The sequence below is a fragment of the Bradyrhizobium nitroreducens genome (genome assembly GCF_002776695.1).
Lineage (GTDB): Bacteria > Pseudomonadota > Alphaproteobacteria > Rhizobiales > Xanthobacteraceae > Bradyrhizobium > Bradyrhizobium nitroreducens.
This window is the reverse complement of sequence record NZ_LFJC01000003.1, coordinates 413,951-428,182: the sequence shown is the minus strand read 5'-3', so window position 1 is coordinate 428,182 and position 14,232 is coordinate 413,951. Positions and strand designations below refer to the sequence as shown.

Genomic DNA, 14,232 nt, shown 5'->3' with positions numbered 1-14,232 from the left:
GTCAGAATACGAGGACCATGCCGTCTTCGGCGGCGAGATGCGCAATATCATCCAGCCGCGACAGCACGTCGTCACTCATATGGGTGAGGACAAGGCGTTTTGCGCCGATGTCGGGCAGATGCTGTTCCAAGGTCTTCAGGCTGAGATGGTTCTTGACCACCTTCTCGTACATGTAGGCCTCGGCAATGAAAAGGTCCGCGCCATGCGCCAGCGGAATGAGCGTCTCCGTCCATTCGGTGTCGGCGCTGTAAGCGAGCGTGCGGCCCTCGGCCTCGACGCGGTAGGCGAGGAAGGGACCACCGGATTCGCCGTGCACGACGGGATAGGGCGTCACCGTCACGGTGCCGAAGGTCCGGCTTTGCCCGGGCGCGAGCTCGACGACATCGAGCTCGAAGCGCTGCCTGGTCTTCGAGGAATGCTCGAACAAGACCTCCATCACCTCACGCAGCCGCCGCTCGATGCCCTGCGGGCCCGCGATCGTCAGCGGCCTGGTCCGCCGCGAGAATTGCGCGTCGAGCAGGAGGAATGGCAGGCCAGCAAAATGGTCGCCGTGGAAATGCGTGATCAGGATGAGATCGATCTCGTTGCGGTCGATCTCGAGCCGCTTCAGCGCCGGCAGGGCCGACGCGCCGCAATCGATCAGGAAGTTGGCCTCGCGCCCGGAGACATGGAAACAGGTGTTGAGCCTGCCGCCGGAGCCGAAGGCGTCGCCGCAGCCGACAAAGCGGAGTTGCATCGGCTGTGGGCTCCTTCCGGACGGGCTGGACCTAGCGGCGCGGCGTGCCGAACAGGCGTGACAGCAGCCAGATCGGGATCACGATGACCGCGCCGAGCAGGAAGTAGCGCCACAGCCAGTTGATGGTGTCGAAACCGAGATCCCACAGGCGCTGGAACAGCAGGCGGATGCTGGTGAGGATGTTCCAGGGATCGAATCCGATCGCGGCCAGCACGACGCCGACCAGGATCGAGAGCAGGACCAGCCGAAACGCGACCGCCAGCGGCGAGCCACCGAGAAAGCGGTTCAGGCCATCACTGCGGCCGGCCGGCAAATCTCTGACGTCTTGGACCATCGCAAACTCCTCGGGGCGAATTCGACCCCATTATAGGGCACGGCGGGGCACATGGGGAACCCGCAAGCGAGCGTCAATCGGGTTACGGGAGTTTAATTCGGGCAGGCCCGTGCCGCGAGCTCCCTCACCTCTCTCACTTGCGGGAGAGGTCGCGCCGAAGGCGCGGGTGAGGGCTTTCGCCTCTTGGGGATTCCCGATGCGGAGATACCCTCTCCCCAGCCCTCTCCCACAAGGGGGAGAGGGAGCGCACCGCCTTCGTGGCGGCGCCTCACGCCTCAATCTCCGCCGCTTCCGCTTTCAGCATCTTCTCCAACGTCTCCAGCCGGTCGGCTTCCCGCGGCGGCTTGTCCCAGCGCAGGCGGCTGATGCGGGGGAAACGCATGGCAACGCCGGATTTGTGCCGCGGCGAGCGCTGCAGGCCCTCGAAGGCGACCTCCAGCACCAGCCCCTGCTCCGGCTCGTGCACGACGTGGCGGACGGGGCCGAATTTTTCCGTGGTGTTGCGGCGGACGAAGCGGTCGATCTGCAACAACTCCTCGTCGGTGAAGCCGAAATAGGCCTTGCCGACCGGCACCAGCTCGTCGCCGCCCTCGCCCGCGGTCCAGACGCCAAAGGTGTAGTCGGAATAATAGGAGGAGCGCTTGCCGTGACCGCGCTGCGCGTACATCAGCACGGCGTCGATGATGTGCGGATCGCGCTTCCACTTCCACCATTGGCCCTTGGGACGTCCGGGCAGATAAGGCGCATCGCGCCGCTTCAGCATCACGCCCTCGACGGCATCGGCATCTTCGCCCGCGCCGGCGCTTGCGGGATCGGCGCGCGCGGCCGTCAGCGCCTCCCAGCTTGCGATGGGCACGGTCGGCGACAGATCGATGCGGGGATCGCCGAGCTTCCCGATGAAGATCTCCAGCCGTTCACGCCGCTCCGCGAACGGCAGCTCGCGCAAATCGTTCTCGTCATCGCCGAGCAGGTCGTAGGCGCGAAGATGGATCGGAAACTCCTTGATCAGCTTGGGCGAGACGACCTTGCGATTGAGCCGCTGCTGCAGGACGTTGAAGCTCTGCACGCGGCCCTCGCGCAGGATCAAGAGCTCACCGTCGATCGCACCCGGCAAACGAAGCGACGGCACGAGATCCGGAAAGCTCCCCGTGATGTCCTCGCCGGTGCGCGAATAGAGCCGCGCAATGATGTGGCCGCGCTCGTCGCGGCCGGCGACCGCCTGCACGCGAATGCCGTCCCATTTCCATTCGGCGATGTAGTCGGCGGGATCGAGCGCAGCGAAATCCGCATCCTCGATCGCGTGCGCCAGCATCACCGGCCGGAACGGCGCGGGATCGCGATTGACCGGCTTGTCGCCGCGGCCTTCCAGCCAGGCGAACAGGTCGAGATAGGGCGGGCTGAGCCCCGGCCAGATCAGCTCGACCTCATGCGGGTCCTTGTCGCCGAGCGCCGCGGCCGCGGTCTTGGCGAGGCGCGCGGAGATGCCGATCCGCAGCGCCCCGGTGACGAGTTTCAGCAGCGCCCAGCGGCCGGTCTCGTCGAGCTCGTCGAGCCAGCGCGCGAGCTGCTTCGGTAACTCGGTCTTGCCCAGCGTGCGCAGCGTGGTGACGACCTCGGTGAGCGTCGGGGGTGGCGGATTGTTGTGGTTGCTTGGGTGGAGCGGCTCATCGGCATCTCGCCCGGAGTACCCCCCTCCCTGACCCTCCCCCACAAGGGGGGAGGGAACGGAGAGAGTAATGCGTCCATCACTTTGGGAATCGCGATCAGTCGTGCTGCTCGCTGGTGGCCGCGGGTTCCGCTGCGCTCCCTCCCCCCTTGTGGGGGAGGGCGGGGGAGAGGGGTGGCCGGGAAAAGGTTTGTCGTTGCTTGCGACGCGCCGCGGCCACATCAACGCCACCGTCTCGGAGAGATCGCCGACATAGTCGTAGCTCAGCCCAAACAGCACTTCATCCGTGCGCGATGCGATGAGATCGCGGATCAGCGCCGGCTTGGCATGCTTGAAGCTGAGCGCACCGGTGAGCGCGGCCAGCGCATAGCCGCGATCGGGATCGCCGACCTCGCGGAAATAGCCGGCCAGCAGACGCAGCTTGTTGTTGCGGCCGGGCTCGTAGGCGAGACGGTCGAGCAGTTCGGCGAAGCGGTTCATGCTTCGGCCTCGTCAGTGGCCGGCGCCTCGCTCTCCTCCTCGTCGCCATAGCCGACAAGATCGAGCGGCTGCGCCTTCAGGCCCTGCGACCTGCACCAATGCACCAGCGCATCTTCCTGGCCGTGGGTGACCCAGATCTCGCCGGCCCCGGTCGCGCCGATCGTGGCGGTGAGACCGTCCCAATCGGCGTGGTCGGAGATCACCAGCGGCAGCTCGACGCCGCGCTGCCGCGCCCGGGCGCGCACCCGCATCCAGCCCGAGGCGAATGCCGTGACGGGATCGGGAAAGCGGCGCGTCCAGAGGTCAGATGTCGCCGAGGGCGGTGCCAGCGTGATGGTGCCGGCGAGCGCCGCCTTCTTCACCCCCTTCACCGGCCTGAGCTCGCCGAGGTCGATGCCGCGGCTCTGGTAGTACGCGGTAATCGTCTCCATTGCGCCATGCAGATAGATCGGCGCATCGTAGCCGGCCTGCCGCAGCAGCTTGATCACGCGCTGCGCCTTGCCGAGTGAATAGGCGCCGACGAGATGCGCGCGCTCCGGAAACAGCGTGACGGACGCGAGCAGCTTCCTGACCTCGTCGCTCGCATCGCCATGCCGGAACACCGGCAGGCCGAACGTGGCTTCGGTGATGAAGACGTCGCAGGGCACCAGCTCGAACGGCGTGCAGGTCGGGTCGGGCGCGTCCTTGTAGTCGCCGGAGGCGACGATGCAGGTGTCCTTGCACGTCACCGCGATCTGCGCCGAACCCAGCACATGGCCGGCGGGATGAAACTTCACGCTGACGTCGCCGAGCCGGATCTCCTCGCCATAGCCAATGGCCTGCGTCGACCCAGCAAAGTTCTCGCCATAGCGCAGCCGCATCATATCCAGCGTTTCCTGCGTCGCCAGCACGGCGCCATGGCCGGGGCGGGCATGGTCGGAATGGCCGTGGGTGATCACGGCCCGCTCCACGGGGCGGACGGGGTCGATATGAAAGCCACCGGGCTTGCAGCATAGACCGGCAGCAGCTGGCAACAGGATGTCTTGCGGACGCATGCCTGATATATAGGTGGGGTCGCCGTATCTTCGAGTCGCCCCGCCTGCTTCGCTCCTTTGGTTCCTCAATGCCTCTGCGCCTGTTCCTGTCCTCGGGCGATCTCATCGCCGACCGTCGCTTCGAATTCGCCCGCGATCTCCAGCTCAAGGGTGATCTGCCCGCCGCCGCCGACCTGCTGGAACAAGCGCTCGAGATCGCGCCGAACTTCACCTCGGCCTGGTTCACGCTGGGCGAAATCCGCGACGAGCTCGGCGAGCGCGACAAGGCCATCGCCGCCTTCCGGAAGGCGCGCGAGTCTGACCCGGACGACCAGCACGGCGCCGGCTTGCGTTTGATACGGCTGGGCGACGAGCAACTCTCCGAGATGCCGAAGGCCTACGTGCAGGCCTTGTTCGATCAATACGCGCCGCATTTCGAGGATGTGCTGGTCAACGATCTCGAATACCGCGCGCCGTCCCTGATCTTCAAGGCGGTGATCGCCGCACGCGTCGCCGCCAGGAAGCCGGCTCTGTTCAAGCGTGCCATCGATCTCGGCTGCGGCACCGGCCTCGCGGCAGCCGCCTTCGCCAAGCAGGTCGATCATTTCACCGGCATCGACCTGTCGTCCGGCATGATCAAGGAGGCGCGCGCGACGGGTCTGTACGCCGAGCTCGAAGTCGCCGACATGATCGATGGCTTGCGCGGCAAGCCCAATGCAAGCGCGAACCTGATGATTGCGGCGGACGCATTTGTGTATCTGTCGGATCTCGCACCGGTGCTGACGGAAGCAAGGCGCGTGCTTGCAGCGGGCGGCGTGCTCGCCTTCACGCTCGAGACCCACGATGGCAACGGCATCATACTCGGCGAAGGCTTGCGCTATGCCCATGCAGCGGAATATGTGCGGAGCGCGCTGGTCAGGGCCGGGCTGAAGCTTCTGACATTGCAGGCGGCCTCACCGCGCATCGAGAACAACGAGCCGGTGCGCGGCCTCGTCGTCGTCGCCGAGAAAACTTGAGTCTAGGCGCTAAGCGTCCCGCGATTTGAGCGTCATTGCGTCGCAAAGTTGCGACTTCCCACTTGCGAGCCGAGCTGCGATGCCAGCACAATGCGCGCGCTAGGGAGAAACAAATAATGACGAAGAATCCATCGCGGCGCGATTTCAGCGCCGCCGCGCTCGCCACCATCGCCGCATCCACCCTGCCCGCGCCCTACGTCTGGGCCGCAGAGAAAAAATACGATGCGGGCGCCAGCGACACCGAGATCAAGATCGGGCAGACCGTGCCGCATTCCGGTCCCGGCTCGCTCTACGGCGTGCTGGGGCGCATCGGCGAAGCCTACTTCCAGATGCTGAACGAGAAGGGCGGCATCAACGGACGCAAGGTCAAGTTCCTGACCATGGACGACGCCTATAGCGCGCCGAAATGCGTCGAGGCCACGCGGCGCCTGGTCGAGCAGGAGGAGGTGCTCGCACTCTACGGCTCGCTCGGCACCGCGCCGCAGACCGCCGTGCACAAATATCTGAACTCCAAGGGCGTGCCGCAGCTGCTGCTCAATACCGGCGCATCGAAGTGGAACAACCCGAAGGAGTTCAAATGGACGATGGCGGGCCTGCCGCTCTATCCGACCGAGGCGCGCATCCTGGCCCGCCACGTCGTCAGTGTGAAGCCGAACGCCAAGATCGGCATCCTCTACCAGAACGACGACTTTGGTCGCGACTTCCTCGGTCCCTTCAAGAAGGTTCTGGAAGACGCCGGCGGCACCGCAAAGGTGATCATGGAGCAGACCTATGATCTGACCGAGCCGACCGTCGATTCCCAGCTCATCAACCTCTCGAAGTCGGGCGCCGACGTGTTCTACAACATCTCGACCGGCAAGGCGTCGTCGCAGTCGATCCGGAAAGTCGCCGAGCTCGGCTGGAAGCCGCTGCAGCTTCTTTCCGCGGGCTCGACCGGCCGCTCGATCCTCAATGCCGCGGGGCTCGAGAACGCCACCGGCATCGTCGCCATCCGCTATAACAAGGAGGTCGGCCTGCCCAAATGGGAGAAGGACCCCGACGTGATGGCGTTCGAGGAATTGCGCAAGAAGTACACCCCGGCCATCGACCCCGACAACACCATCGCCTTCGCCGGCTACGGCCAGGCGGTGACCATGGGCGAGATTCTGCGGCGCTGCGGCGACGACCTCACCCGCGCCAACGTGTTGAAGCAGGCCTCCAACCTCAAGGGCTTCCACTCGCCCTACTTCCTCGACGGCGTCACCTACGACTACACGCCCGACGACTACACGCCGATGAAGACGCTCTTCATCTCCACCTTCACCGGCAAGGACTGGGACATTTCCGACAAGCCGATGTCGGAGTAGTCGAGCGCGCACGCCGCAGCGCTATTCTGCGATCGTCAGCCGATACGCCCGCGTCGCATTCACACCAAGAGCCTTGGCCCGCACCTGCGGGCCAAGCTTCGTCAGGCAGGCCTCCAGCGCGCTCTTGATCTCGCCATAGCTTCCCGCAAGCAGGCACACCGGCCAGTCCGAGCCGAAGATCAGCCTGTCCTCGCCGAAACAGCTTGCGGCATGCGCGACGAACGGAAACAGGCGCCCCGCGTCCCAATCGTTCCAGATCGCCTCGGTCGCGAGCCCGGAGATCTTGCACCAGACATTGCCGCACGCCCCGAGCGCCCTGATGCGATCGGACCATTCGGAGCTTCCACCATCGGCGATCGGCGGCTTGGCCGCGTGGTCGAGCACGAAGCGCGCCTGCGGAAAGGCCTGCGCGATGGCGATCGCGGCGGGCAGCTCGCGGCTGCGGACGAGGACATCGTAGGCGAGATCGCGCGCGAACACGGCGGTGAGGCCGCGCTGGACGTCCTCGCGCAGCAGCCAATCGGGATCGGTCTCGTCATGCACCTGGTGGCGGATGCCGACGAGCTTGTCCCCGCCCGGCAAGCCGCGCAACCGATCGAGCGTGTCGCCGAGCGCGCCGTCCGTCAGGTCGGCCCAACCAACGACACCGATCACCGACGGTGTGGCATGTGCAATCGCCAGGAATTCCTCGGTCTCCTCCAGGGAGGAGCGGCATTGCACCACGATGCTGGCATCGATGCCGTTAGCTTTCAACAGTGGCGCGAGATCGGCCGGACCGAAGGCACGCCGGATCGGCGCGAGCTCGTCCGCCGCCATCCACGGATAATCGGCACGCGCGGGATCCCAGAAATGCTGGTGGGCGTCGATGATCATGCCTCACGCTCCGCCCGGCAGCGGCGCACGCGCATCGACGAGGTTTCGCGCGCGCAGCTCCTGCCAGAACACAGCTGGCACCGCCTTCTCCGACATCGCGATGTTGTCGGCGACCTCGCCCGCATTGCGCGCACCCATCACGGCGACCGTGACCGCCGGATGCGCCATGCAGAACTGCAGCGCGGCGGCCTTCAGCTCGGTGCCATGCTTGCGGCAGAGCGCGTCGAGTTCGAGCGCCCGCGCCACCAGCGCCGCATCGGCATCCCGATAGTTGAACTTCGCGCCCGCATGCGGATTGGCCAGGATGCCGCTGTTGTAGATGCCGCCCAGCAGGATGCCGATGCCCTTCGCCGTGCAGACCGGAAACAACGCGTCCAGCGCGCCCTGGTCGAGCAGCGTGTAGCGGCCGGCGAGCAGGAAGCAGTCGACCGGCACGGCTTCGGCGAAGCGGACCGGCATCTCCGACTGGTTCATGCCGGCGCCGATCGCCTTGACCGTGCCATCGGCGCGCAGGCGCTGCAGCGCGCGGAAGGCACCGGTGACGGCTTCGTCATAGTGATCGTCAGGGTCGTGCACGAGCAGGACGTCGACGCGGTCGAGCCCGAGACGGGCAAGACTCTCCTCCACCGAGCGCATCACGCCGTCATAACTGAAATCGAACACCGGCCGTTCGCGCGGCGTGCCCTTGTAATGCTCGTCCTCGGTGGCGCCGCCATCGGGCGCACGCAGCAGGCGGCCGACCTTGGTCGAGATGGCGTAGGAGTCGCGCTTCTGTTGCCGCAGGAACGCGCCGAGCCGCCGCTCGGCAAGACCAAAGCCGTAGAGCGGTGCGGTATCGAAGAAGCGCACTCCCGCGGACCAGGCGCGCGCGATCGTCGCTTGCGCATCGGCCTCGGTGACGGGGGTGAACAATCCGCCGAGCGGGGCGGAACCGAGACCGAGTGAGGTAACGTCGAGCGAGCCGAGCCGCGAGCGCTTCATTCCCATTGCCTTGTCTTCATTCCAACAGTCCAAATCATCTCCCCCGCTTGCGAAAATCGCAAGCGGGGGAGGCATGCAGGAACGCGGGGCTGGCGACGCTCCTACTTCAACATCTGCGCGACGTTGTCCTTGGTGACAAGGTCGAGGCCGGTGTAGACGATCTCCGGCACCTTCTCGCCCTTCTTGATGGCGAGCAGCGTGTCCATCGCCTTCTCGCCCATCTCGAACGGACGCTGGCCGACCAGCGCATTGGCGTAGCCGTCGCGCAGCAGCTCGAGCTGCATCTTCAGCGTATCGGCGACGACGAGCGTGAACTTGCCGGAATCGATGTCCTTCTTGTTCCTGCTGGCGAAGGCCTTGAAGCCTTCGGGCGCGAACATCGGCCAGCCGCCGATGGGAACGATGGCGGCGAGATCGGGCGTTGCGGTGCGCATATCCGTCATCTGCTGAACCGCGAGTGCGGGATCGTCGTTGCAGAAGGTCGGGGAGCCCGCGACCTCGGCCCATTTCGAGCCCTTCAGCGCCTCGCGCACGCCGTCGACGCGCTCGGCGAGGTTCTTGGCGCCGGGGCCGCCGGAGACCATGGCGTATTTGCCGCCGTCGGGCCGCATCTTCAGCAATTGCTTGCCGAGCGCGACGCCGAACTCCTTGTTGTTGGTGCCGATATAGGCGATGCGCTTGGAGCCGGGCGCATCGGCATCGAAGGTGATGACGGGGATGCCGGCCGCGGTCGCCGCCTCGATCGACTTGGTCATGGCCGCGACGTCGGCCACCGAGATGGCGAGGCCGTCGACCTTCTGGGTGACGAAGTCCTGGATGATCTGGGCCTGCGTCGCCGGCTCGTGCTCGACCGGGCCCTTGTAGATGCACTCGATGTTGCCGAGCTCCTTGGCCCGCTTGAGGCAGCCGTCGCGCGCGAAGTCGAAGAACGGGTTGTTCATCGCCTTGGGCACGATCACGAAGCGGTAGTTCGCGGCGAATGCCGGCGTTGCCATCATTGCGACGGCAATGCCGGCCAGAAGAAATTTCCTCATTGTCTCCTCCACCCTTGTTTGGTGCCTATCCTCTTGGAAGTGCCCGGGAAGCGGACAGGCGGCATGTTGTTGGTCTTCCCGAGATGACGACAATTCAGCTCATCCGCGAACGGATGCGGTCGACCAGCACGGCCAGGATGATGATCACACCCACCAGCGTTTGCTGCCAGTAGGAGGAGACCTGCGCCAGCACGAGGCCGTTGCGGATCACCTCCAGCAGCACGCAGCCGACGATGGCCCCGAGCGGACCGCCGATGCCGCCGGCGAGGTTTGCGCCGCCGATCACGGCCGCCGCGATCACGTTGAGCTCGTAGGACGTCGCCATGTTGGCGGGCGCCGAGCCGAGCCAGCCGGAGATGATGATGCCCTGCAGGCCGGCAGCGAGCGCGCAGATCACATAGACCTCGATCTTGACCCGCACGACGGGAATGCCGGTGAGCTCGGCCGCCTTCTCGTTGCCGCCAAGCGCGAAGACGTGACGGCCGAACGCGCTGTGGTGCAGGACCACGGCCATCGCCAGCGCGAGGATCACGAGATAGATGAAGGGCACGGGCACGCCGAGCACGTCGCCCGATGTCGCCGCGTAAAAATAGTCGGCATCAGGCCCGCCCGGAAAGCTGCCGCGGCCGTTGGAGACGACATAGCCGAGCCCGCGCACGATCGAGAGCATGCCGAGCGTGGTGACGAAGGGCGACAGGCCGAGCACGGCGATGCAGAAGCCGTTGACGAGCCCCGCGATCAGCGCGACGCCAAGTCCCGCAAGGATCGAGACCAGCAGGATCAGGCCCGGCACGTTGGCCAGCACGGTCTTGCCGTCGGCCGCCATGTGCACCAGCGGCGAGCCGGGCGCCGACAGCTCGGTCATGACCATCGAGGTGATCATGGCCGAGAAGCACATCATCGATCCCACCGACAAATCGATGCCGCCGGTGATGATGACGAAGGTGACGCCGAGCGTCGCGATGGCGATGAAGGAAAAGTTCTTCGCCACGTTCTGCATATTGCCTTCGGTGAAGAAATAGGGACTGGCGAAATGCATGATCACCAGCAGCACGGCGAGCGCCAGCAGCACATAGCCGGTCTGGGAGGCGAAGATGCCACGCTGCCACCATTTGATCTTGCCGACATTCGAGAAGGTGATCGGGGATTCCAAGGGCATGGCCATCACGCCGCCTCCTTCGCGCCAGTGATGAGGGCGGTGATTTCCTCCGGGCTCGTCTCCTGGATCGGTTTGTCAGCCCGCTTCTCGCCCCGGCGCATGACGATGACGCGGTCGCACACCGCGAACACGTCGGGCATGCGGTGCGAGATCAGCATCACGGCGACGCCCTGCTCCTTCAGCCGATGGATCAGGCCGAGCACCTGCTCGACCTGGCGCACCGAGATCGCGGCGGTCGGCTCGTCCATCATCACCAGCCGCGCATTGGAGAGCCGGGTCCGCGCGATCGCGACGGCCTGGCGCTGGCCGCCCGACATCTGCTTGACGAGATCGTCGGGGCGCGTTTCCGAGCGCAGCTCGCCGAACAGCTCCAGCGCGCGCGCCGCCATCGCCTTGTGGTCGAGCAGGGCAATGGGTCCGAACTTGCGCTTCAGCTCGCGGCCGAGGAACACGTTCGCGGCGGCCGTCAGATTGTCGGCGAGCGCGAGGTCCTGATAGACGACCTCGATGCCGACGCCGCGCGCATCGACGGGCCGGTTGAAATGGACCGCATCGCCGGCGAAGCGGATCTCGCCATGGCTGGGGCGGAAATTACCGGCGATGATCTTGACCAGCGTCGACTTGCCCGCGCCGTTGTCGCCCATCAGGCCGACCACCTCGCCCGGCAGGACCTGCATGTCGACGTCGTGCAGCGCGCGGATGGCGCCGAACTCCTTGCCGATGCCCTGGAGTTCGAGGACCGGGGTCGCGTCAGCATGTGCCATCAGCGGACTTCCTCAGACATGGCGGTTGACCAGGGATTCCAGATATTCCTGCCGGCCCGAGCGCGGCTGCGGGTCGAAGCCGGGTTGAAGCGCGCGGTCGGCGAGATCGGCGAGCGAGCGCTGGCCGCCGAGAATGGCGCGGCCCTCGGAGCCGGACCATCCGTCATAGCGCTTCGCGAGCGGGGCGGTGAGCACGCCGCCATCCAGCATGTTGGCGGCGGCGAGAAACGCGCGGGCGCAGGCATCCATCGAGCCGACATGGGCGTGGATGAGATCATCCGGGTCGATCGATTGCCGCCGGATTTTTGCGTCGAAGTTGAGCCCGCCCGAGGTGAAGCCGCCGCGATTGAGGATCTCGTGGAACACCAGCGCCAGTTCCGGCACGTTCATCGCGAACTGGTCGGTGTCCCAGCCGAGCAGGTCGTCGCCGCGGTTGATGTCGAGCGAGCCGAACACGCCGAGCGCCTCGGCGAGCGCGACCTCGTGATGGAAGGAGTGCCCGGCGAGGATGGCGTGGTTCTGCTCGATGTTGAGCTTGACGTCGTTCAGGAGGTCGTAGCGTTCGAGGAAGCCGTAGCAGGTGGCAACGTCGAAATCATATTGATGCTTGGTCGGCTCCTTCGGCTTCGGCTCGATCAGGATCGGGCCCTTGAAGCCTATTCTGTGCTTGTGCTCGACGACGAGCGAGACGAAGCGGCCGAGCTGGTCGAGCTCGCGCTTGAGATCGGTGTTGAGCAGCGTCTCATAGCCCTCGCGGCCGCCCCACAGCACGTAGTTCTGGCCGCCGAGGCGGTGCGTCACCTCCAGCGCGGCGCGGACCTGGCCGGCGGCATAGGTGAAGATCTCGGGGTCCGGATTGGTCGCGGCGCCCGCCATGTAGCGACGATGCGTGAACAGGTTTGCCGTGCCCCAGAGCAGGCGGACCTTGGCTGATGCCATCTTCTGTTCGAACAGATCGGCGATCGCGTTGAGATTGGCGACGGACTCGGCGAGCGACGCGCCCTCCGGCGCGGCGTCGACGTCGTGGAAGGTGAAGAAGGGCACGTCGAGCAGGCGGAACAGCTCGAACGCGACGTCGGCCTTGGCGCGCGCCTGCGCCATCGCGTCGGTGCCGTGATGCCAGGGCCGCAAGAACGTCTCGCCGCCGAAGGGATCGCCGCCCGGCCAGCACAGCGAATGCCAGTAGCAGACCGCAAAGCGTAAGTGGTCCTCGAGCCGGCGGCCGTGGACGATGCGGTCCTTGTCGTACCAGCGGAAGGCATGCGGAGAGGCGGCATCCTCGCCGGCAAAGGCGACGGGTGCGCTTGCATCGAAGAATTTGGCTGACGCGTTCACTTAAATCGTCTCCTTCAATGCGGGATAGAGCGCACGCCAGTGCCGATAGGCCTCGTCATAGGCGGCGGTCACGGATGCGCGGGGCGTGAAGCTCGCAAGCCGCCGCGGGCGGGTGCAGATTTCGGCCGGCGCTTCGCCGGTTGCAGCGAGCCGGCCGAGCCTGGAGGCACCGAGCGCCGCCCCGACCTCGCCCTCCTCGACGCGATGGACGGGAATGCCGAGCACGTCGGCGCAGATCTGCGCCCAGAGCGGCGAGCGCGAGCCGCCGCCGACGAGATCCACTTCGGAGATGGGTCCGCTCGCCGCGCTCAGCGCCGCCAGATTGTCGCGCGCGGCAAAGGCGACGCCTTCGAGCACGGCCTGCACGATCCGGCTGCGCCCGGTCGCACCGCGCAGGCCGATGAGGGCGCCGCTCGCGGCGGCATCATTGTGCGGCGTCCGCTCGCCATCGAGATAGGGCAGGAATTTGATCGGGCTTGGCCCGTCGACGCGCTCGCCGAGCGGCGCCAGGAGCGCCGCGGCCGGCGTCTGCATCACATCGGCAAGCCAGGCGAGCGAGGCCGCGGCCGACAACATCACACCCATCTGATGCCAGAGGCCTGGCAGCGCGTGGCAGAAGGCATGCACGGCCGACGCCGGCGCCGGTGCGAAGCGATCGGTGACGCGGAACAGCACGCCGGATGTCCCCAGCGACAGGAACGCATCGCCGGGCGCGATGGCGCCGAGCCCGATCGCGCTTGCGGCATTGTCGCCGGCGCCGCCCGCGACGACGACGTTCTTCGCCATGCCCCAGCGCTGCGCGTAGTCCGGCGCGAGCACCGCGCTGACCTCGCTGCCCTCGACGAGGCGCGGCATGTGGTGGAGATCGAGGCCGGTGGCATGCAGCAGCAGGGCCGACCAGCGCCGCTCGCCGACATCGAGCCACAGCGTGCCCGCCGCGTCGGACATGTCCTCGATCATTTCGCCGGTCAGGCGATAGCGGACATAGGCCTTGGGCAGCAGCACCTTTGCGACGCGCGCGAAAATGTCGTGTTCGTGCCGCGCCACCCAGAGCAGCTTCGGCGCGGTGAAACCAGGCATCGCCAGATTGCCGGCGATCGCGTGCAGCGAGGGACAGCGCCGCTCCAGCATGGCGCATTCGGCCTGCGAGCGGCCGTCGTTCCACAGGATCGCGGGGCGCAGCGGCTTGCCATCCTCGTCCAGCAGCGTCGCGCCATGCATCTGGCCCGAGAGGCCGATGCCGCGAACCTGCGCCACCTCGCGCGGATGGCGGCGTGCGAGATCGTCGACCGCGCCGATCGCCGCATCGACCCAGGACTCAGGATCCTGCTCGGACCACAACGGCGCCGGATGCGACAGGACGAGCTCGCGCGTTGCCGTCGCGAGGATCGCGCCGGCTTCGCTCACGAGCACCGCCTTGACGCCGGACGTGCCGATGTCCAGTCCGAGATACAAATCGTCCTCCTCTTTACCTTTTGCGATGCGCGATCTTGAT

General features: G+C 66.3%; 13 protein-coding genes. 2 read left to right on the top strand and 11 right to left on the bottom strand.

Annotated elements, in window-relative coordinates:
* Window position 1: 1 nt before the first annotated feature.
* The 4 genes from TSA1_RS02170 to TSA1_RS02155 form a co-directional block, all read right to left on the bottom strand.
* A complete protein-coding gene (locus TSA1_RS02170) occupies window positions 2-736 on the bottom strand; it encodes an MBL fold metallo-hydrolase (protein ID WP_100174897.1) in 735 nt (244 codons plus the stop codon).
* 31 nt (window positions 737-767) lie between these two features.
* Window positions 768-1,070 carry a DUF6460 domain-containing protein gene (locus tag TSA1_RS02165; RefSeq protein ID WP_100174896.1) on the bottom strand — a complete coding sequence of 101 codons (303 nt, stop codon included), beginning with the start codon at window positions 1,068-1,070 and terminating at the stop codon, window positions 768-770.
* A 268-nt stretch (window positions 1,071-1,338) separates the two neighbouring features.
* Window positions 1,339-3,216, bottom strand: a complete 1,878-nt coding sequence (locus TSA1_RS02160) for an ATP-dependent DNA ligase (RefSeq protein WP_100174895.1) — start codon at window positions 3,214-3,216, stop codon at window positions 1,339-1,341.
* Window positions 3,213-4,250 (bottom strand): ligase-associated DNA damage response exonuclease, encoded by a 1,038-nt coding sequence (locus tag TSA1_RS02155; protein ID WP_100174894.1) that lies wholly within the window; start codon window positions 4,248-4,250, stop codon window positions 3,213-3,215. Before TSA1_RS02155 ends, TSA1_RS02160 begins: the two co-directional genes overlap by 4 nt.
* Before the next feature lie 68 nt (window positions 4,251-4,318).
* Here TSA1_RS02155 and TSA1_RS02150 point away from each other — a divergent pair, with 68 nt between their 5' ends.
* Both TSA1_RS02150 and TSA1_RS02145 read left to right on the top strand, forming a co-directional pair.
* Window positions 4,319-5,245 carry a class I SAM-dependent DNA methyltransferase gene (locus TSA1_RS02150; RefSeq protein ID WP_100174893.1) on the top strand — a complete coding sequence of 309 codons (927 nt, stop codon included), beginning with the start codon at window positions 4,319-4,321 and terminating at the stop codon, window positions 5,243-5,245.
* 116 nt (window positions 5,246-5,361) lie between these two features.
* Window positions 5,362-6,591: an ABC transporter substrate-binding protein gene (locus TSA1_RS02145; RefSeq protein WP_100174892.1), complete on the top strand. Its 1,230-nt coding sequence runs from the start codon at window positions 5,362-5,364 to the stop codon at window positions 6,589-6,591.
* Between the two features lie 21 nt (window positions 6,592-6,612).
* Here TSA1_RS02145 and TSA1_RS02140 read toward each other — a convergent pair whose 3' ends face one another.
* The 7 genes from TSA1_RS02140 to xylB all read right to left on the bottom strand — a co-directional run bounded on the left by TSA1_RS02140 (window position 6,613) and on the right by xylB (window position 14,192).
* Entirely contained in the window at window positions 6,613-7,464 is an 852-nt protein-coding gene (locus tag TSA1_RS02140; protein WP_100174891.1) for an amidohydrolase family protein, read from the bottom strand.
* Between the two features lie 3 nt (window positions 7,465-7,467).
* Entirely contained in the window at window positions 7,468-8,445 is a 978-nt protein-coding gene (locus tag TSA1_RS02135) for an aldo/keto reductase (RefSeq protein ID WP_100174890.1), read from the bottom strand.
* A gap of 101 nt (window positions 8,446-8,546) precedes the next feature.
* A complete protein-coding gene (locus TSA1_RS02130; RefSeq protein WP_174718705.1) occupies window positions 8,547-9,479 on the bottom strand; it encodes a sugar-binding protein in 933 nt (310 codons plus the stop codon).
* A 94-nt stretch (window positions 9,480-9,573) separates the two neighbouring features.
* Window positions 9,574-10,644: an ABC transporter permease gene (locus TSA1_RS02125; RefSeq protein WP_174718704.1), complete on the bottom strand. Its 1,071-nt coding sequence runs from the start codon at window positions 10,642-10,644 to the stop codon at window positions 9,574-9,576.
* Window positions 10,644-11,402 (bottom strand): ATP-binding cassette domain-containing protein, encoded by a 759-nt coding sequence (locus tag TSA1_RS02120; protein ID WP_100174888.1) that lies wholly within the window; start codon window positions 11,400-11,402, stop codon window positions 10,644-10,646. The genes TSA1_RS02125 and TSA1_RS02120 overlap by 1 nt, the downstream gene beginning before the upstream one ends.
* A 12-nt stretch (window positions 11,403-11,414) precedes the next feature.
* Window positions 11,415-12,737 (bottom strand): xylose isomerase, encoded by a 1,323-nt coding sequence (gene xylA, locus TSA1_RS02115; RefSeq protein WP_100174887.1) that lies wholly within the window; start codon window positions 12,735-12,737, stop codon window positions 11,415-11,417.
* Complete coding sequence (gene xylB / locus TSA1_RS02110; protein ID WP_100174886.1) at window positions 12,738-14,192, bottom strand: xylulokinase; 1,455 nt, start codon at window positions 14,190-14,192, stop codon at window positions 12,738-12,740. It lies immediately after the preceding gene.
* Between the last annotated feature and the right edge of the window lie 40 nt (window positions 14,193-14,232).